The sequence below is a fragment of the Helicovermis profundi genome (genome assembly GCF_033097505.1).
In the GTDB taxonomy this organism is placed as follows: domain Bacteria; phylum Bacillota; class Clostridia; order Peptostreptococcales; family Acidaminobacteraceae; genus Helicovermis; species Helicovermis profundi.
Map to the genome: position 1 here is coordinate 1,623,875 of NZ_AP028654.1, position 20,821 is coordinate 1,644,695.

Annotated in this window: 15 protein-coding genes and 1 riboswitch; of the genes, 1 reads left to right on the top strand and 14 read right to left on the bottom strand. The window is 27.7% G+C overall.

What is annotated here, in order from left to right:
- Positions 1-47: 47 nt before the first annotated feature.
- Positions 48-902, bottom strand: coding sequence for a PRD domain-containing protein (locus tag AACH12_RS07130; RefSeq protein ID WP_338534745.1), 855 nt, complete (start codon positions 900-902; stop codon positions 48-50).
- Between the two features lie 139 nt (positions 903-1,041).
- Positions 1,042-2,811: a sensor domain-containing diguanylate cyclase gene (locus AACH12_RS07135; protein WP_338534746.1), complete on the bottom strand. Its 1,770-nt coding sequence runs from the start codon at positions 2,809-2,811 to the stop codon at positions 1,042-1,044.
- Positions 2,812-2,940: 129 nt separating this feature from the next.
- On the opposite strand from AACH12_RS07135, the gene AACH12_RS07140 reads away from it, so the two are divergent.
- Positions 2,941-3,117 carry a YjfB family protein gene (locus AACH12_RS07140; RefSeq protein WP_338534747.1) on the top strand — a complete coding sequence of 59 codons (177 nt, stop codon included), beginning with the start codon at positions 2,941-2,943 and terminating at the stop codon, positions 3,115-3,117.
- A gap of 82 nt (positions 3,118-3,199) precedes the next feature.
- Here the strand turns inward: AACH12_RS07140 and AACH12_RS07145 are convergent, their stop codons facing one another.
- From AACH12_RS07145 to htpG, 12 genes are all read right to left on the bottom strand, one after another.
- Positions 3,200-5,371 carry a cache domain-containing protein gene (locus tag AACH12_RS07145; RefSeq protein ID WP_338534748.1) on the bottom strand — a complete coding sequence of 724 codons (2,172 nt, stop codon included), beginning with the start codon at positions 5,369-5,371 and terminating at the stop codon, positions 3,200-3,202.
- Positions 5,372-5,517: 146 nt separating this feature from the next.
- The gene (locus tag AACH12_RS07150) at positions 5,518-6,798 is read right to left on the bottom strand and encodes an L-cysteine desulfidase family protein (RefSeq protein WP_338534749.1); all 1,281 of its coding nucleotides are present in this window, start codon (positions 6,796-6,798) and stop codon (positions 5,518-5,520) included.
- 3 nt (positions 6,799-6,801) lie between these two features.
- Positions 6,802-8,247, bottom strand: coding sequence for an aminotransferase-like domain-containing protein (locus AACH12_RS07155; RefSeq protein WP_338534750.1), 1,446 nt, complete (start codon positions 8,245-8,247; stop codon positions 6,802-6,804).
- A gap of 132 nt (positions 8,248-8,379) precedes the next feature.
- Positions 8,380-9,399: an ABC transporter ATP-binding protein gene (locus AACH12_RS07160; protein WP_338534751.1), complete on the bottom strand. Its 1,020-nt coding sequence runs from the start codon at positions 9,397-9,399 to the stop codon at positions 8,380-8,382.
- Positions 9,386-10,189 carry an ABC transporter permease gene (locus AACH12_RS07165; RefSeq protein WP_338534752.1) on the bottom strand — a complete coding sequence of 268 codons (804 nt, stop codon included), beginning with the start codon at positions 10,187-10,189 and terminating at the stop codon, positions 9,386-9,388. The genes AACH12_RS07160 and AACH12_RS07165 overlap by 14 nt, the downstream gene beginning before the upstream one ends.
- A 19-nt stretch (positions 10,190-10,208) precedes the next feature.
- Positions 10,209-11,246, bottom strand: a complete 1,038-nt coding sequence (gene wtpA, locus AACH12_RS07170) for a tungstate ABC transporter substrate-binding protein WtpA (protein WP_338534753.1) — start codon at positions 11,244-11,246, stop codon at positions 10,209-10,211.
- Positions 11,247-11,295: 49 nt separating this feature from the next.
- Positions 11,296-11,410, bottom strand: a riboswitch (molybdenum cofactor riboswitch).
- Between the two features lie 92 nt (positions 11,411-11,502).
- Positions 11,503-13,461, bottom strand: coding sequence for a TRAP transporter permease (locus AACH12_RS07175; RefSeq protein WP_338534754.1), 1,959 nt, complete (start codon positions 13,459-13,461; stop codon positions 11,503-11,505).
- A gap of 150 nt (positions 13,462-13,611) precedes the next feature.
- The gene (locus AACH12_RS07180) at positions 13,612-14,127 is read right to left on the bottom strand and encodes a DUF1850 domain-containing protein (RefSeq protein ID WP_338534755.1); all 516 of its coding nucleotides are present in this window, start codon (positions 14,125-14,127) and stop codon (positions 13,612-13,614) included.
- Positions 14,128-14,151: 24 nt separating this feature from the next.
- A complete protein-coding gene (locus tag AACH12_RS07185) occupies positions 14,152-15,165 on the bottom strand; it encodes a TAXI family TRAP transporter solute-binding subunit (RefSeq protein ID WP_338534756.1) in 1,014 nt (337 codons plus the stop codon).
- A gap of 263 nt (positions 15,166-15,428) precedes the next feature.
- Complete coding sequence (locus tag AACH12_RS07190) at positions 15,429-17,660, bottom strand: DNA topoisomerase (RefSeq protein WP_338534757.1); 2,232 nt, start codon at positions 17,658-17,660, stop codon at positions 15,429-15,431.
- 247 nt (positions 17,661-17,907) lie between these two features.
- The gene (locus AACH12_RS07195; RefSeq protein WP_338534758.1) at positions 17,908-18,459 is read right to left on the bottom strand and encodes a biotin transporter BioY; all 552 of its coding nucleotides are present in this window, start codon (positions 18,457-18,459) and stop codon (positions 17,908-17,910) included.
- Positions 18,460-18,605: 146 nt separating this feature from the next.
- Positions 18,606-20,486: a molecular chaperone HtpG gene (gene htpG, locus AACH12_RS07200; protein WP_338534759.1), complete on the bottom strand. Its 1,881-nt coding sequence runs from the start codon at positions 20,484-20,486 to the stop codon at positions 18,606-18,608.
- Between the last annotated feature and the right edge of the window lie 335 nt (positions 20,487-20,821).

The following is a 20,821-nucleotide window of genomic DNA, read 5'->3' on the forward strand; positions in this document are numbered from 1 at the left end:
AAATAGAATCTCTATTCGTTTATGCCTGATTTAACAGTAACACACCTTTATTTATTTTTCTTAATTCTTCTAACTCTATCTATATGAATACTCATATAGCCAACTTCGTCGTCTGTAACTATAACATTAAAAGTTTCCTCAATTACTTTAGCTAATTTTATTGCAATTTTATAAGAATCTTTAAATTCTTTTTTTATATTTTCAAGTAGTCTGTTTTCAATACTTTGTTTTTTTCTAACTCTCTCAATTAATCCTCTTAAATGGCTTATAAGTCTTGTAAAGGTAAGTGAAGATTCATCAATCTTAAAGTCTAAGTTATTTTCAATAATACTCACACAATCTCTTAAGACTCTTGAATATTTTACTGTTTCATTAATTGTTTTATTTTGAAGAGCTGAATGAAGATGGAGTGCTATAAAACCTACTTCAGATTCATTGATTGAAATATTAATTTGCTTTTGTATCATATTTTTAGCAATTAGAGCTACATCATATTCTTTATTATATAAAACTTTTATTTGATATATAAATGGATTTACAATATCTTGACCACTTTTAATTCTTTCTATTGCAAAGCCAATATGATCAGTTAAGGCAATATGAATATGAGGATTTAAAGTTCCAATTTGTTTTTCAGCAATTTGAATAAACTCTTCGCAAAGTCCCATAATTTTAGGATCCAACTGCTCAACAAGTTTCATATACTCTCTATCAAGCTCGTGATTAATTGCAACGAATTTTTTTTCTATTTTATCTTTATCTAAAATTAATTCTTCGCCGATTTTAACGCCGAAACCAAGTCCCTTTCCTATTAGCACTTGTTCTTTATTATTATAAAGATTCTTAGCTAGAATGACGTTATTATTCATCACTTTAATTACATTGTAATGTCTTATTCTCATATATTCCACCTTATGGTCATAATATAAAAAGGCATAAACTTAGCGCTAGAAGCGAAGTTTATGCCTGATTTAACAGTAACACACATTTATTTAACTTATAAATAAATGATATAAAAGATTTATATTATTGTCAAGGACTTTATTTAAAATTCACTTGATTTTTGCCAAGATTTTTAGATGTATATAGGGCCTCATCAGCTCTTGTAATTAATATATCTAATTCGTCATTTTGATTTATTTGTGTTATACCAATACTAGTAGTGATTTTTTCGCTTATGTGAAAGTCTACGATGGAAAGTTCTTTTTTAAGGCGATTTGCAAATGATAATGCATCATTTAAAGTAGAACTTGGTAATATCATTATAAATTCATCGCCTCCCCACCTTGCAACAATATCAGATGTTCTTGCTAAATTTATTAGAAAATTTGAAAAGTCCATTAATATATCATCACCAGCATTGTGACCAAAATTATCATTAATATTTTTAAAATTATCGATGTCTAACATAAGTATACATATGTCTTCTTTATATCTTTTAACTCTATTTAGTGCTTTTCTAATATGATCATTAAAAGCTCTTCGGTTATATAAAGATGTAAGTTCATCAATCGTAGAAAGTTCAAACAGTTTTTTTTCAACTAAAAGCCTTTTATTTATTTCTTTTTCAAGATTAATTTTACTTGTAGTTGTTTTCTTTAATTGTTTTACCATTTCATTAAAGTTTTCAGCAAGCTGTCCTATTTCATTATCAGATTTAATATCGATTTTATAATCAAAGTTACCTTGACCAATTTTATTTACTCCATCTCTAAGTATTGTAAGTGGTTTTAGTATAATCTTCGAACTATAAATAGATACAAGAATAATAGATAGTATAGTAATAAATAATATTATAAAATACTTATTAGTTATACTACTTAGTTTAGATAAAACTTCTTTTTTACTTACACTAGTAAATACATACCAATTTTCATTTTGGTTGCCCTTAGAATGATCAATTGAATACTCGCTTCCACCAAAAGCAATTCCACTTGAGTTAAAAGTGTTACTTATAGGAGCTATGCTTATATATGAATTAGTATTTTCTATCTTAGATACTTTAGGCAAATTAAGGTATTTGATAAAACTGCTGTCAATACTCTTTGAAAGTGGTTCAGTATTTTCTCTTGCTACAATTAGGCCTTTTGAACGAACAATTGATATATTAATTGTATTATATATTTTATCATAGCTATTAATTGCTTTTAGAAGAGTATCATTAATATTAATATTAGCTTTTAATAAACCAATAAATTTATTGTTATCATAAATTGGAACAACAATACCAATTACATAACCGTCTACACTTAAGTCGAAGCCCCTATCGTCTAAAAAAACTTGTGGATTCCCATCGTTATAGCAAGCTTTCCACCAATATTTGTATTTGTGTGTTATTGTTGAGAGTTTATTAGTTAAACCAACAGCTAAACCGTATTTATTTGTTACAAAAATTTCTCCATAATAGTTATTACTTATGCTTTTTTGTTTGTTCAAATAATTAGATAAATCAGTTTCCATAAAAGATCTTGTAAATTCAGTATTCTCAGTTCTTTCATTTTTCCATTTTTCATTTAAATCCTTTAATAAAGAATCCCTATTTTCTAAAGAAATACTAGAATACTTTTCATTACTTTCCTTTAATTTTTTAATAAAAATAGGAGAAGCAGAAAGAGTAGTGACATTTCGAATCATGTCATAAAGGTGTTCATCAATATAAAATGAAACAAGTTTTGTTATTTCTTCAATTTTTACTTTTTCCTCATCAATAATTGAATTTTTATATATATTATTTAGTAAAATTGAACCAAAAGATAGGCTTATAATGCCAATTATTGTGATAACTATTATAAACTTGTTTTTTATTTTCATAAAAACCCCCAATTATGTATTATACTTACCCACAAAAATAAGAAATATTATATTTTTTGTAAAGTTTTATTATTATTAAGCCGATACCATTATATATCAATTTTTTCAAGATACAAAGGAGTGATTTTTATGGATATCGCTTCACTTTCAACTGCGATGAGTCAAATGAATATTGCAAGTCAAGTTTCAACAAGAGTTATGAAACTTGGTATGGATAGTGCAAAGCAAAATATGGAAAATCAATTAAAAATAATAGAGCAATCTGTTTCACCAAATCTTGGAAAAAATATTGATATAAAATTATAGCCTTTTAGGCTATTTTTTTGTATATAATTTAAATAAAAGTATACAATTTATGTATACTTTTATTTAATAATTTATAATTCAATTATGAATCAAATAACTTTAGGAATACTTCGGTTATACTAGGATCAAATTGTGAACCTGCACAAAGTTTAATTTCTTCTATTGCTTCTTTGTGTGTTTTTAAAATGTTATATGGTCTTTGATTCGTCATAGCATCATATGCATCCACTAAAGATAGTATTCTACACTCAATTGGAATTTCTTCACCTTTTATTTTTAAAGGATATCCTTCTCCATCCCATCTTTCATGATGTTTTAATATTAAATCTGCTATATCCGAAAGTTCTTGTGAGTTTATTGCAATCCTATAACCTATTTCTGAATGAGTTTTCATCTTCTTCCATTCAATTCGATTTAAAATCGCTTTTTTATTAAGTATACTATCAGGAATTGCAATTTTACCAAGATCATGAACTTCAGCAAGTAATAAAATTTTATCTTTTCTATCATTTGATAAATGCATACTTTGCGACATCTTTAAAGACATTTCTTTAACCCTATCTGTATGACCTTTAGTAACATAATCTTTTTCTTTAAGTATAGAAAGAAGTAAAGCTAACATTTGGTTTCTTCTACTTGTTCTATTTAATAGTTTATTTCTATACATCATGTCATCAGCATCTTTTAAGGCTACGCGTATATTTTCACTATCAGAAACAGAATATCCAATTGCTACACTTAATTTAACAATATTATTTTTTTCTATATTATTGTAGTCATCGATTTTTTTATTATGTTTATTCATTAAAAACGAAATTTTTTCAAAAGTAGAATTATAAATTATAATATAAAATTCATCGCCACCAGTTCGAGCAATAACCGACTCTGCAGAAAAAATTTCCTTTAATATATTAGCATAATCTTTAATTATTTTATTTCCAAATTTATGTCCAAAAGAATCATTTATTAATTTAAGTCCATTAATATCACTAACAATAACTGCAATATTATCAATTTTTTTTTTTGATATTTCATCAGTTTTATCATTAAAGTAATTTGAATTAAAAAGACCAGTAAGGTTATCATGTATACTTAATTTTATTAGTCTTTCTTCATATTTTTTTGTTTTAGTAATATCAGTATAAATTACGTAACCCCCAATAACAAGATCATTTTGTCTTAAAAAAACCGTTCTTAGAAGCACGTGAATTGCCTTACCATTTTTATCAAATCTAGTAGTTTCAATATTATTTTGAACAGCATTTAAAGAGTCTTTAACATGGTTTATTACATCTGATTTATATGGTTCTTCTTTTGCAATTAAGTCATATATCTTAGATCCTTGGCACTCACTTTTAGTATATTTATATAAATTAACAAATGCATTATTAGCCCTAATTATATTACCTAAATTGTCGAACTCTAAAATTGCATCATGCGAATATTCGAACAATACCTCAAATTTATGTTTTTCATCAAGTACTTTGGCTTTTTCTATCATAAGATTTTGCTTTGCTTTTTCTTTTTCCAAAATTTCAGATTGTAGTTCCTTATTTATTATTACATGTTTTATACTATATATTAAAAACAAAAATATAGATATTAAAATTACTAAATAGTATATCTGTGTATTCATAGAAATAAGTGATAATATATTAGTATATGAAGTTTCTAAATAAGTTCCAGTTCCAATATATGCATTAATTTCTGGAATACCTATTATATAGGCCCTTTTTTTCTCATAAATTGTAGAATTAGGTTTCTTAGATTCATACTCAATATATGAACCTTTTGGATTTTTTTTTGCAGTTTTAATTATTCTCCTAATAACATAATCACCTTTGTCATTAGTGAAATTCCACATATTTGTGCCTACTTTTGATGGTTCATAAGGTTGAACTAAATAATCACCATCATAATCGCTCATAAATAAATAGTTGCTAGAAAAGGAGTCAGAATAAGTCATTCTTGAAACAAGATTAGTAATTCTGTTTATTGCCTCTTTTTTAGTAATTTTACCATCATTTAATTCTTTTATTAGTGGTGAAATTGTATTGTATGATATAGTAACTTTTTGCTTTAAATCTAATGAAATTTGTCGATTTATTTCTTTATTTAAAACATTTGTTGTATATGTATTAAGAGAAATAAGTATCGAAAAAACTAGTAAAGTTAAGAGTACAATAAATTTTACATCTAGTTTTTTTACTATATTTATAAATTTTCGTTTGATTTTCAAATTATCATCACCCACTAATATTTATTTTAATTCACTTACAGTTCATTATACACTATAAATTGAAATTATCATAAAATAAAGTCCGTGTTTTAACACGAACTTTAAAAAATTATTACATATAAATTTCATTTAACTATCAATTATTTAATATAAAGTTTTTACTACTTAGTTTTAGCTACCATTATTTCTAAAATCATTTTGTCAACTTTTTCCATCCCTTTACTTCCGAGTGTTGCCATATTTAATATTGTTTTCTCAATATCATCATCTATTATTCCTTCATATCCACTAACACCTTTATCATTTAGTCCAAGAATAGCTGATGTATAGGCTGCGTCAACTGAATTCGCCACTTTAAGCGAGCAACTTGTTTTTGCACCATCACAGAATATTCCAGTAATTCCACCAATCTGATTTGCCATAGCTTTTATCATTTGTTCGTATGTTCCCTCGTGTAAATATACATAACCGGCAGACGCGCCTACTCCTGCTACAGTCGCTCCACAAAGCGCTGAAAGCCTCCCTAAATTTTTCTTAATATGAATAGGTATTAGATTACTTAATAGAAGCGCTCTTATTAATTTATCTTCACTTAGGTCTAATTTCTGCCACATGGAATATACAGGAATAAAAGCAGTAATACCCTGATCACCACTTCCAGAATTACTCATTGCAGCAAGTTTAGATCCGTCCATTCTTGCGTCAATGGCTGCAGTTGTCATCATAAGCGGATAATTTTTATAGTCGCTAGATAGAAAACCATTATCTATATTTTTTTTAATATTTAATCCTACTTGCAATCCATATTTGTTTTTTAAGCCGTCTTCTGAAAGCGCTTTATTTAATTTTACACCTTCTAATATAAAATCAACATCGTTAATGTCAACATTTAGAGCGAAATCCCAAATATCTTTAACTGTAGTTATAAATTCTTCATCCTTAATTTGGTTAGCAATTTTTCCTTCAATTTCTTTTTCAAATATAATTTCTTTATCAGTTTCAATTTTTACAATATTATCATGAATATTTACAATTTCTACTGTCGCACTTTCACCAAGTTTATTATAGAGCGTTGCTTTAATATAAAGCTTTTCTTCTCTAGAAGTCACATTAATTTTAACAATTTGTTTTTCTCTTAATAAAACACTTTCTTTTACATCTCTATCATTTATATCAGCTAAAACTTCTAATCCTTTATCTGAATTACCAGCAATCATACCCAGAATAGCTGCTAAATCGATACCTATAAGACCCGTTCCTGGTATTCCAACACCCATAGCATTTTTAAGTATGTTTCCACTTAATTCTAAATCAATTTTTACAATTTCTCCGTCAATATACTTCGATGCCTTAGAAGTTGCAAGTGCAATAGCAATTGGTTCAGTACAACCAAGCGCTGGTTTTAACTCTTTTTTTAATGTTTTAATAAAATAATTATACATTTTTCACCTCATATTTTTTATAATATCGTTAATAATTCTGACGCCCTTTATTATTTCTTTTTTTGTGCTAGATGTGAAATTTAATCTAATAAAATTTCTTCCTTCATAGCTATTATTAAAAAAGAATTCGCCTGGTATAAAGTCAACACCATTTTTAAGTGATTCTTTCAATAATAAATCAACAGAAATTCTTTTATCTAGCTGGCACCAAATATAATATCCACCTTTAGGAATTTGAAACGTTAGTTGGCCTTTATTTAACTCATTGACCATTGCATCTCTCTTTAATTTATAATGAGAACGAACTATTTCTAAATGCTCATTATAAAAATCTTTAGAAAGAAATTTGTTTATTATATTTTGTGAAATCGTGTTAGCGTGTATATCTATAAACTGATTAAGCAAAGTTAATTTTTTTATAACAGTTTTATCTGCGGCTATATATCCGATTCGAAAACCTGGAGATAAAGTTTTTGAAAAAGTTCCAATATGTACAACAAAGTTTTCCGTATCTAAAGATTTAATTGAAGGAGTATATTTATCAAAATAAAGCTCTCCATAAGGGTCTTCCTCAATAATAGGAACTTTGTATTTCTTAGATAAATATAAAATTTTCTTTCTATCTTCAATTGACATATTATAACCAGTCGGATTTTGGAAATTCGGAAGTAGATACATAAATTTAATGTTATTGTTTTTAAGTTGAAACTCAATATGGTTTAGGTCTATTCCTTCACCACTAATATTTGTAGAAATCAAATTTGCTTTTGCTTTTCTAAATAAATGAATGGCGCCGAAAAATGATGGATTTTCAATAATTATATTATCACCTGGGTTCACAAATGTTTGTATCAATAAATTAAGTGCTTGTTGAGAGCCTGAAGTAACCATTAATTCCTTATGATTTAGTTTTATATGTTTATTTGAATATAGATATTTAATTAAAGTTAAAACAAATGCTCTATCACCTCTTACTGGAGTTTGAAAAAAAATTTCATTGTTTTCAAGAATCTCAATGTTTATTTGCTTTAATTTGTCGTAGGGATAGACTTCTTTTGATGGAAATCCACCTGAAAGCGAAATTAAATTTTCTTTTGATACTTCACTCATTATTTTGGACATAATATTAATTGAATTTTTAAAGGAATAATTTCCTAAATAATTGTCCCAATAGATTTCATTAAAAATATTTTCATTATTTGCAATATTTTTTTCATATATAACGTATGTGCCTTTTCCAACCTTTGATTCAATTAAGCCCATATCTTTTAACAAATCATACGATTTTATTGTAGTACTTCTGTTTACTCCAAGGATATCAGCCAATTTTCTCTCTGAAAGTAAAATAAAACCATTTGGGTATTCTTCAGAAAGTATAAGCATTTCAATTTCATTTTTAATTTGTAAATATAGTGGCAAAGGATCATTTCTATTAATAGTAAATTTCATATTTATACCTCACATTTATTATATTCTTCAAATCAGCTTTAGATAAGAGCCAATCAAGATTAATTGGACCCATCCAATTAATTATATACCCTAAATATTTAAAACAAATAAAAAAAAGCTAAAAATACTTTTTTAATAAGTACTTTTAGCTTTTTTGTCAGCAATAAAATCTTCAAGAATGCTAATATCCTCAATATTTATACCAACGTATATTTTTTCATTAACTTCAAAGTTTTCTTTCATTTGTTCATTAAATGGTATATACGATATTATAATTCCAAACGAAATTTTAACTATCAATTCTATATACATATTCATTATTGAAATTTCTATTACTTCTCCTTCTTTAGTCAAATCACATTCAAGTTCTTTTCTCCCAATAAAAACGCTTTCTGGCCTAATACCAATATATTTATCATGATCAAGTTTTAAATATTTTCCTTTAAATATATTTTTCATACCAACAAAATTTGCGATAAAAGAATTTTTAGGAAAATGTAGTATTTCTTTCATTGATCCTGTTTGCACAATTTCTCCGTTATTTATAACGCTTACCTTATCACCCAAATAAAATGCTTCTTCAAAGCTATGAGTTATCATTAGTACAGTAATATTGTATTTTTTATGAATTTTTTTTATATCTCGAATTAATTTCTCTTTTATTTGAGTATCAAGAGCTGAAAGTGGTTCATCTAGTAATAATATTTCTGGTTTTACAACAAGAGCTCGCATAAGAGAAACTCTTTGTTTCTCACCACCGCTAAGAGATGTAGGAAACCTATTTAATAATTTTTCAATATTTAAAATTTTTATTAGCTCATTATATAATTCTTCATTTTCTTTAATTTTCTTTTTAAACCTAAATCCATATAAAATATTATCCTTTACAGTCATATGTGGAAATAAACTAAATTCTTGATAACAGATAGAGAGATTTCTATTTTCTGGCTTATAGTTATTTACATTTTGATTGTTAATGAAAATTCCATCATTTTCTGATTTTATAAATCCTCCAATAGAATCAAGTATTAAAGTTTTACCTGCACCACTAGGACCTAAAATTATATAGAATTCTCCTTTTTTGATTTTCAAATTAATATTTTTTAAACTAAATCTATCAAATCTAAGATTTAAATTCTTAATTTCTATCATTATGATACCTCTTTCCACTAAGTGATAATACTCTAAGTAGTAAAAATATGGATAATGAAACTACTAGTAGTATTATAGCAATAGGCATAGCATAACTTATACCATAGTTTGTGAATCTTTCATATATTAAGGTTGGAGCAATCATAGGATGGTATGCTAATATAATAACAGCACCAAACTCACTAATGGATCTTGCAAAAGTTAAAATCATACCGCCAAGTATATCTTTCCAAGCTAAAGGAAAAGTAATATAAATAAAGGTTTCAAAATTAGAAGCGCCAAGGATTCTAGACACATTTTCAGTTCTTTCTGGTATCCACTTGAAAGCTTCTTTACACGAATTAAACATAATGGGAAGACTAACAAAAATCATTGCAATAATTATTGCAATTTCGCTTCCTAAAATTTCAATATTATTTCTATAAAAAAAACTACCAATCATGCTTTTCTTTGATAAAACCGAAAGTAAAATTATTCCTGCAACAGTGTGAGGTAGTACAATTGGAACATCAATAATACTTTCAATTAGTTTTTTGAATTTAATATTACTTCTTACTAAAAAATATGCAAATGGAATTGCTAAAATTGCGCTAAAAAAAGTTGCAATAGAAGCAGTTTTAACACTTCTTATAATCACATTAATAACTGCTTTTTCATGTAAAGTATCAACAATAAGACTTGTATTTGTCCACGCAAAAGTATTAATAAGTGGAAATAATATAAAAAACATAATAATAAATCCACTTATTAAAGAAAATAAATAAAATTTATCAATTTTTCTTTTAATCATAAATTATCCTTTTAAAAATTTATTCTTTAATTATATTTTTAAGCCTATTAGGCATGAGTTTGTAATTAATAACTTTTGGTTTATCTAATACAGGTTGACCAGAATCAATAAGAATACTTTGTCCTTCTTCGCTTAATAAAAAAGTTATAAACTTTATTGCACCGTCTTTATTAGTAGTGCTCTTAGGAATAGTGAGACTATAAATAATCGGTTCAGCTTTTCTCTCAATTACTGTCCCTGGCTCTGTTCCGTTTAATTCAATCACTGCTTTATTGTATTTTTCTTTAAATTTTAATGATGACAAATTTATTTCCTCAGGTAATGAAATATATTTAAAATCAGGGTTAATTTTTTGATGTTGTTTAGCGACTGATTCATATTCAAATGCATAATCAAGTTCTCCAGTTTCAAGCATAGAAAGAAGTTCAACAGCTTTTGGTCTAATATTTTTTTCTTTACTTGCATTCTTTATTTTGTCATTTAATCCATCGATTTTATAGTAGTTTTCAGCAAGTTGCCAAAGAAGTAAACTTCTATATCCGCAAGGATCAGCAAATGGGTCGCTATAACCAAAATCCACATCATTCTTTGTTAAAATATCATACCAATTATCCTTAGTAATTTCATCAGCATATTTACTTGAAGTAGAATACATAATAACCATTGAATTTTTTGCAAATAGTAAATTAAAATCAGCAAATTCAGGAATTACTAAGCTATTTATTACATTGTAGTCTGCAGAAAACAGAATATCAACCGAATCACCTAGTTCTGTAATTTTTCTAGCAACAGTTCTACTTCCACCTGGAGTTCTTATAACATCAATATTTGGGTACTTTTTTTCAAATTCATTTTCCATTTTTTCAAGAGGAACAGAAAGACTCCCAGCATGGTAAATGACAATTTTTTCAGTACTTTTTTTGTTTACTTTGCTCTGATTTGTAGTTACGGTACTTAAATCTTTCGAAGATGAACACCCAAAATTAAATACAAGTACAAGTAGAAAAATCAAAACCAAAAATCCTCTGTTTGTAAATTTGTTCGATAATATTTTCATAAAAATCCCCCTAAAATAAAATACTTCCATTTTAGGAAGCAAAGTTATAGAGTAATCTCTATTAATTGCTTTCCAAATGGGAGGCTTAATTGTTTCCTATTAAACCCATCGTTTCATTTTCATAGCTATGCCTTAGAAAAATGAAATCGCAACGTAAATATTATAACATAATATAACAAAAAAAGTATTATAGGTTAATAACAACCTATAATACTTTTTTTGTTATGAATTAATTAAATACTATATTTCAAAAACTCTATGCTGCAACTTTTAATTTATTTTTTTTGTTTACTTGAAGAAGTACTGCTAAAGCAATTATTGCAAAACCAAATACATTAAGCATAACACTTGTAGTAATTAATAATAATCCTCCAATAACAAATGAAATTCTATCAACAATTGACATATTTGTAATAAAGTAATTTGTAAGTGCTGCTGCAATTGCAATTATTCCAACTAAAGAAGTAATTAACATAATAATTACGTTTAATGGAGTTGCATTAATTAATAACATTTGTGGACTATATACAAAAATATAAGGTATAATAAATGCTGCAATGGCAAGTCGTGCTGCTTGGAAAGCTGTTCTCATCGGTTCAGACTTTGCAACTCCGGATGCAGCAACCGCGGCTAGTGCAACTGGAGGAGTAACATCTGCTATAATACCAAAGTAGAAAACAAACATATGAGCTGCTAAAATTGGAACACCAAGTTGCATAAGTGCTGGTGCAGCGATTGTAGATGTAATTACATAGTTTGCAGTCGTTGGTACACCAATTCCAAGTATTAGAGATGTTAGCATTGTAAACATAAGTGTTAACATTAAGTTACCGTTAGCAATTCCAACCAAAATTGATCCCATTTTAAGACCAAGTCCTGTTTGAGTAACAACACCAATAATAATTCCTGCAGTTGCGCAGGCTGATACAACTGTAATTGCTGAACGAGCACCTTTTATCATACCATCAACGATATCATAAAATGATAAACGCGTTTCTTTTTTAAATCCTGCAACTATAATTGATGTGGCAATTGCTCCAAGAGCTGCTCTAATAGGTGTGTATCCTGCAACTAAAAGATATACAACTGTTATTATTGGAATAAGAAGATGTCCTCTTGTTTTCATAATATAACTAAGTTTAGGAAGTTCATTTCTTGGTGTACCTTTTAAGCCAAGTTTTTTTGCTTCAAAATGTACGCCTGACCAAACTCCAAAATAATATAATAAGGCTGGAATTGCCGCAGCTGCTATTACTTTTACATAGGCAGTGTTTGTAAATTCCGCCATTAAAAAGGCTGCCGCACCCATGATTGGTGGCATTAATTGACCACCTGTAGATGCAGTTGCTTCCACTGCGCCTGCGAATGATTTTTTGTAACCTAACCTTTTCATCATTGGTATAGTAAAACTACCAGTACCAACAACATTTGCTACAGAACTTCCAGTAAGAGTTCCCATCATTGCACTAGACATTACAGCAACTTTTGCTGGTCCACCAGCTGCAAAACCTGCTATAGAATTTGCCGAGTCTATAAAAAATTCACCCATACCAGTTTTTTCTAGATAAGCACCAAATAATAAGAACATAAAAATAAAGGTGGATGAAACACCGATTGGAATACCAAAAATACCTTCTGTAGTAAAGAAAAGTTGTTGAACAAGATTTGGAATATCAACACCACGATGAGCTAATTTTCCAGGAATGTATCTACCAAATAATGCATAAGCGATAAAGACAATTGCAATGATTACCATTGGCCATCCAATAACTCTTCTTGAAGCCTCTAAAACGAGTAGTATTGCAGTAATACCAACTATCATATCTAGAGTATTTACCCTACCTGCTCTTAAAACTAAGTCTTTATAAAATACTACAACATAAAGACAAACTGCTGCTGCAAGAACTGCCATAACAATATCAGCAGGATGCATTTTTTCCCTTGACCAATGCTTTCTCATTGGATAAAGTGTATAAACCAAAGTTAACCCAAAAGCTAAATGAATCGCTCTTTGTATCATTGCATCTAATACTCCAAATATACCAGTGTAGAGTTGGAATAATGTAAACGCAATAAGGATTCCAGCAACTATTTTTGCAGGAAAACCTTTAAACTCTCTAAAGTCAGATCCTTTATCAAACTCTTTAAGAAGCTTTGAAGCTTCTTCGTCTGTTATGATATTTTCATCAACTTTTAATGTTTTATCATCTACCATTGTATACCCCTTCCTATTCTATTATCTTTTCCTAGCTTTCTCTAGTATTTCATCAATTTGATCAAATATTAGAAGAAGCTAGTTTAAGATTTAGAGATTCTTTAGATAGAGTAATTAGCGTCTTTTCTAAAGAATCTCTATTTTGCTAATTTAAATGCCTATTTTATAATATTTATGTCCAATTTTTATAGCTAATTCATCTTTACAATAAATATTAATTAAATCTTCAGGCTTTGTTATTAAATCAAGCAGTTGATATTTTGTTCCATTTACAGTAATCCAATGTTTTGGAATCGGAGATATTCTCATTTTAATTGATTTCATTGTTCTGTTTCTATTAAGAATAAATTTTCCATTTGTTATATCAAACTTATTTTCCTTTTGTGAAAAAGGTAAGCCGACTCCAAATGATTCATAGATTGTCTTATATAAAACAATATCATTATTTTTATTTACTTTTAAAAATTCTTCAGCAGGAGTTAATTCAACAGAATGTATATAACCAATTGAAAATTCGTTGTTTGGTAAAAAAAATTCTGTTTTCATATAATCGTCAAGATCTTCTACAACAACAACCTTTGTTTTTTTTATATTTATAGAAAGAAAAACAATTACTATAAATACGATAATTAACAAGCTACTTACAATTTTTTTTCTGTTATTCAATATTAACACCTACTCTATTATATTCTATTTGCTTTCATCAAAGAATTTTGCAGCTCCTGGATGAACTGGTACAGACATTCCATCAAGTGCACTGTCAACAGTAATATATTTACCAACATTATGTGCAGCAACTACTCTATCATGGTTATCATAAATTGCTTTTACTAAGTTATAAGCTAATTCATCATCCATATCACTACTAACAACAAGCATAGATTTTACTGTTAAAGTATGAATATCTTCGCTTTGTCCTTTGTAAGTATTAGCAGGAATAATAAAATCAGTAAAGAATTTATATTTTTCTTTTAAAGTTTTTGATAACTCTTCTCCAATTGGAACAACTGTAACAGTATTTTGAGCACCTAAATCTTGAATTGCTGCAGTTGGAATACCAGCAGTTAAGAAAGCTGCGTCAATTTGCTTATCTTTTAAACTAGCAGCTGCTTCTGAGAAAGATAAGAATTTAGCCTTGATATCTTTATCAAAATCCATACCTGCTGCTGCAATAATTTGTCTTGCATTAGCTTCAACACCAGAACCAATTGAACCTACAGCAATTTTTTTACCTTTTAAATCAGCAATTGATTTAATGCTTGGATCTGTAGTAATAATTTGAAGAGGCTCAGAATAAAGAGTAGCAAGACCTCTTAATTTGTCATATGCCTTTCCATCAAACATAATTTTTCCATCATGTGCATACATTGCAACATCATTTTGAACAATTGCAACTTCAATTTTACCATCTTCTAATAAATTAATATTAGCTACAGAAGCTCCTGTACTTTGTGCAGTTGCATTAATACCAGGAATAGTGTTATTCCATATTTCTGCAAAAGCTCCACCTAGTGGGAAGTATGTTCCTGCAGTTCCACCAGTTCCAATATTAACAAAAAATTGTTCAACTTTTGCAGGAGCATCTGTTTTAGGTGCGTCTGCAGCAGGCTCAGTAGTTTTTGCTGGGCTTGAACAACCTGCAAAAATACCAATAACAAGTGTTAAAACCATCATTAGTGCAATTAATTTTGTACTTCTTTTCATTTTTTTTCCCCCTTTTATTTATGTTGCCGACTAAAAATACTGAAAACATCAATATTTATAAATTAATCCTAATACTTATACTACAAAATTCTACAAAATTCTACACCATACTACAGATAAATAATTTTTATTTTTTAAATATTTCATAATAATTATTTTAGAGGTAATATATTCAAAAAAAAATCGTTAAAAAATAACGATTTTTTGATATATATTTAAAATTTATGATATCTTCAAGTTGTACTAGAAGTAAAAACATTGTATTATGTGCGCTTTACTTCTAATATTATTTTTTCACCATTATCATTTTTTAATTCCATTTTTAATCCCTTATCGATAACAACACCTATAGTAAGGAGTTGTTTTATTAATGCTGGATCAATTACTCTATTATAGCTTTTTAAAGAGTCTTTCCAAATTGTAAATTTACAACCATCTTTCCAATTTGTACAAAAGAATGCTTTTTTATTTTCTAAAATTTTTCCTCCATTACAAAGTGGACACTCACCTAAAACTTCATTGGTCATTTTAAAATCATCTGCACAGTAATTACTAAGTTTCAATATTTTTTTAGTGTTTTTTTGAATATAACTTTCTAATTTCCCCATATATTCGTCGATTTTAATTTCACCATTTGAAATCATTGTTAAGCCTTTCTCCCAGCTTGCTGTTAATGCAGGATTCAAAAGAGAAGGTATTGATTTATTTACAACAAAGTATATCATTTCTCCTAAATTACTGGGGGTTAAAATTTGAGTTTTTTTATTTAATTTAATATAATCTATCTTTTCTAATTTTTTTAATATTTCTGATCTCGTTGCACTAGTTCCTATTCCACTACCTTTGATTTGTTCTCTAAGCTCTTCATCTTCAATTAACTTTCCTGCATTTTCCATCGCTAAAATTATGGAACCTGATCTATAACGCTTTGGTGGGCTTGTTTCGCCATCTTTAATTATTAAATCTTTAATAGCTACCTTTTGACCTTTTTTTAATATTTTCAAGCTATTAATTTCTTTTGCAATTTTTTCCTGATTTTTTTTACTATTATTTGAAATTTTTAGATATCCCTCATCAGAACAAACCTTTACAGACGTTAGAAAAGATTCTTCACCTATTTTGGTCTTTATTTCAAGTTTACTAAAAATTGCCGGTGGATAAAAAATTGATAAAAATCTTCTAATTACTAGAATAAATATTTTTTTATCAACACTCGATAATCTATTGTAAGAAGTAAGGCCTTGACCAGTTGGTATAATTGCATAGTGATCTGTAATAGCTTTATCGTTTACATATTTTGTTTTTTCTAACCCTTTAAACAAACTATTCTTGATTATATTTTCAGTGAAATATTCTATTTTTTTATCCTCAGCTTCTAGTTCACAAATCTTATTAACATTTTGAAGCCCATTTAAATTCTTATGAATTTCTTTTAAAACTGCTTCTGATAAAACCCTAGCGTCTGTTCTAGGGTAAGTTAACATTTTTTTTTCATACATGCCTTGAATACTTGTCAGAGTTTCATCAGGACTCATCTTAAATTTTTTTGAACATTCATTTTGAATTTCAGCTAAATTGTATAAAAGCGGAGCATTTTTCTTTTCTTTTTTCTTTGTAACTTTATCTATTATTGCAAAAGTTTCAGGACTTTCTGAATTCAATTTTTTAATAAAAGTTTCAGCCATTTCTTTTTCTTTAAAACCAACATCTTTGAATAGGTGTTTTGAAAGATAATACTTTGAACCTTCTATAGCTTTCCATTCTCCATCATATTCTAAACCATCATTAAACTTAAATTTAGAAATAATTTTATAATAGGGAGTTTTTATAAAATTCTTAACTTCTAATTCTCTTTTTACTATCATACCTAAAACACAAGTCATAACTCTTCCAACTGCAATAACTACATAATCTTTATTTAATTTACTACTTATGCTTTTAGAATATGTAAGCGTTAATAATCTTGAGAAATTAATGCCAATTAAATAATCTTCTTTCGCTCTTAAATATGCTGAATCAGATAATAAATCATATTCAGCTAAATCTTTTGCGTTAATTATACCTTTTTTTATTTCTTCCTCTGTTTGAGAATCAATCCAAACTCTTTTTTTAATTTTATTTTTTACTCCAACCATTTCATCAACAAGCCTATATATGTATTCTCCTTCACGTCCGGAGTCGGTACAAACATAAATCTTTGATATATCTTCTCGCGTCATTTGCATTTTTACAATTTCATATTGCCTAGAAGCATTTTTTATTACTTCATATTTATATGAATCAGGTAAAAATGGAAGATCGGAAAGATTCCATTTTTTAAACTTAGAATCATATTCTTCAGGATAACTCATAGTTACTAAATGACCTACACACCAAGTAATAACAGCTCTATCTGATTCTATATATCCTTGTTTACGATTGCCATTCACCTTTAAAACTTTGGCAAATTCTGCTGCGACGCTTGGTTTTTCAGTTATAAATAAAGCTTTCGACATAATAATACTCCAATACTAGTAAAAATTTATTTTTTATATTGATTTTATCATATCTTTTTAAAGGTGAAAAGCAATACGTTAAACAAGTTCTTTATCATAAATATTATTAACTCATTTATCCGATGCCTTAGAGTTCTAATACCCCCACTTCTAAAAAAGTGGGGATAAAGAACTCTAAAAAGGCCCTGGATTATGTTTTCTAAGATTCAGAGGGAGTAAAAACTCCCTCTGAATCCAAGAAACTCATTTATCTCGCTTTATTTACAACGGGTAGAATTTTATACGAACTAATTGCTACTATAAAGCTCCAAATTATATCAGGTATTATAAAAGGTGTAAATCCCCATTTAGCTGCAGTTTGCCATCCAATTTGTGAATCATTTAAATGATTCCACATAAAATATAAATATGAAACTCCAATAGCATAAACAACTGCAAGACCAACCAATACCGATAAAAATCTAAATATCAATTTCTGATTAGGATTATTTTCTGTTAATTTACCAATAATAAATGAACAAAGTATAAAACCAATCAAGTAACCAAAAGTTGGTTGGAAAATATAACTTAGCCCTCCTCCTTTTGTAAATACAGGAACACCAAGTAATCCGATTCCTACATAAATTAGCTGAGAAGTCATACCTTTTTTTGAACCTAATAGCATTCCTGAATATGCACAAAACAGAAACTGCAAACTAACAGGAACAGGCGGAATTGGTATCTTAATAAATGCACCAATCGCTGTAAGTGAAGCAAACATTGAAATTAAAATCATATCTTTTGTACTTAAATTTTTCATAATTCCTCCAATATTTTTTTGTCATAAATAATATAACATGACAAAAAAATATTGTCAACCCGGATTAAATTCTGGTTAACAATATAAAACAAAGCGCTAGTTAACATAATATAATTACGTCAACTAGCGCTTTTGCTTTTTATAAATTAGATAATCATATTTAAAATTTTATTACTTCTCTTTAAAAACTCAACCATTTTTTCAGGTGAAAGCTTTTTATGACCAATAAGTGCTAAATCATAAACCTGCATTGCAACAGTATCCATTAATTCTTTATTTTCTTCATAATTACTATTAATTAAGAAGTCCACAAGTTTGTTGTTTTTATTAAGGACTAATTCTTCATTTGAAGGAAACATATTAGGATCAATTCCTGAATTACCATACATTTTAAGCATATCTTGCATCCTTCTATTCTCTTCAGATAATACAATCATAGCTGATACTTCGTTCGATTTAAAACTTTCAACTTTTAATTTCATTTCTTCTTTATTTAATGCACTTTTGAAAACATTAGATAATTCTTCAGTTATTTTTATTGTTTCTTCAGTATCACTCTCAATTTGAGCATCAGTAAGAACATCACTTAAATCTGCATCAACTCTAATAAATTTAACTTTATCATTCTTAGACTCTAATAATGAAACAAATGGTGGATCAATTGAATGATTAAGAATTAAAACATCAATACCATGTTCTTTAAGTAATTCAATATAATGAGCTTGCTGAACAATATCAGTTGTATAATATACTTTGTTTTCCAATTTGCCAGCATGTAAATCTAAATACTCACTTATCGTAACAAAATTTCCACTTTTATTTTTGTAAAGCATAATTTCTTCAACTTTTTTTGCGAATTTTTCATCTTTTAATGAACCATATTTTATAAAAGGACTAATATCATCAAAGAATTTTTCATATGAAAGCCTGTCAGTTTTAAACATACCACTAAGTTTATCAGAAACTTTCTTTGAGATGTAGTCAGAAATTTTCTTAACGAATCCGTCATTTTGTAAAAAACTTCTTGAAACATTTAGAGGTAAATCGGGGCAATCAATAACGCCTTTTAATAGTAGTAAAAATTCTGGTATAACTTCCTTAATGTTATTTGCAACAAAAACTTGGTTGTTATACAATTTTATTTGCCCTTCAAGTGTATCAAATTCAGTGTTTAATTTAGGAAAATACAAAATACCTTTTAAATTAAATGGATAATCCATATTTAAATGAATCCAAAATAATGGTTCCTTAAAATCTTTGAATGTATCTTTGTAAAATTCTTTATATTCTTCATCTGTACATTCATTCGGTTTTTTAACATAAAGTGGCTGTGTAACGTTAATTGCCTTGGGATCTTCAATAATTACATTTCCATCTTCATCTTTATTAGGCTCTTTGCCAACAACTTCTAAATAAATTGGAAAAGGCATAAATGAACAATATTTTTCAATTGTACTTCTTAAAGTGTATTCATCTAAGAAACTTTTTCCCTCATCTGAAACAAATAATGTAATCTCAGTTCCTCTACTTTCTTTTGTTCCATCTGCTATTTCAAATTCTGTACCACCTTCACAAGTCCAAAGTGCACTTTCACTATTTTCAACATATGATTTAGTATTAATTTGAACTCTTTCAGCTACCATAAACGCTGAATAAAAACCAAGTCCAAAATGACCTATAATTTGCTCTTTATCACCTTTATCCTTGTATTTTTCAAGAAAATCTTCAGCTCCTGAAAAAGCAATTTGATTAATATACTTTTTAATTTCTTCAGCAGTCATTCCAATACCATTATCGATAATTTTAATTGTTTTATTTTCTTTATCAAGGATAATTTTTACGCTAAATTCATTATCTTCTAAAGAAATTTCTCCTAAAGAATTTAATCTTGTAAGTTTAGTAATAGCATCACATGCATTCGAAACAAGCTCTCTGACAAATATATCATGATCAGAATACAACCATTTTTTAATAATTGGAAAAATATTTTCACTATGAATTGATAAACTTCCTTTTTCTTTACTCAAAATAATCACTCCTTATTTTTTTTTCTAACAATATATTAACTCAATATTTTTCTATTGTCAATACTTTTTAGCACTCACTAAGACAGAATGCTAACAATTCCTATTAAAGATTCTTTTTCATAAATTAATTTCTAAGATTCAGAGGGAGTTTTTACTCCCACTGAATCTTAGAAAACATAATCTAGGGCCTTTTTAGAGTCCTTTATCCCCCCACTTTTTTTAGAAGTGGGAGGATTATAACTCTAAGGCATCGGATAAAATATAAAAAAACTTTGAAGTAGAATCTTATAAATTTAAGTTTCTACTTCAAAGTTTTAATTCAATTTATCTTAAAA

Coding starts and splice junctions, on each gene's coding strand:
- AACH12_RS07160 (WP_338534751.1), bottom strand. CDS start 9,399: ATGATAGAAATTAAGAATTTAAATCTTAGATTTGATAGATTTAGTTTA.
- AACH12_RS07135 (WP_338534746.1), bottom strand. CDS start 2,811: ATGAAAATAAAAAACAAGTTTATAATAGTTATCACAATAATTGGCATT.
- AACH12_RS07165 (WP_338534752.1), bottom strand. CDS start 10,189: ATGATTAAAAGAAAAATTGATAAATTTTATTTATTTTCTTTAATAAGT.
- AACH12_RS07150 (WP_338534749.1), bottom strand. CDS start 6,798: ATGTATAATTATTTTATTAAAACATTAAAAAAAGAGTTAAAACCAGCG.
- AACH12_RS07190 (WP_338534757.1), bottom strand. CDS start 17,660: ATGTCGAAAGCTTTATTTATAACTGAAAAACCAAGCGTCGCAGCAGAA.
- AACH12_RS07195 (WP_338534758.1), bottom strand. CDS start 18,459: ATGAAAAATTTAAGTACAAAAGATATGATTTTAATTTCAATGTTTGCT.
- AACH12_RS07185 (WP_338534756.1), bottom strand. CDS start 15,165: ATGAAAAGAAGTACAAAATTAATTGCACTAATGATGGTTTTAACACTT.
- AACH12_RS07175 (WP_338534754.1), bottom strand. CDS start 13,461: ATGGTAGATGATAAAACATTAAAAGTTGATGAAAATATCATAACAGAC.
- wtpA (WP_338534753.1), bottom strand. CDS start 11,246: ATGAAAATATTATCGAACAAATTTACAAACAGAGGATTTTTGGTTTTG.
- AACH12_RS07155 (WP_338534750.1), bottom strand. CDS start 8,247: ATGAAATTTACTATTAATAGAAATGATCCTTTGCCACTATATTTACAA.
- AACH12_RS07130 (WP_338534745.1), bottom strand. CDS start 902: ATGAGAATAAGACATTACAATGTAATTAAAGTGATGAATAATAACGTC.
- AACH12_RS07140 (WP_338534747.1), top strand. CDS start 2,941: ATGGATATCGCTTCACTTTCAACTGCGATGAGTCAAATGAATATTGCA.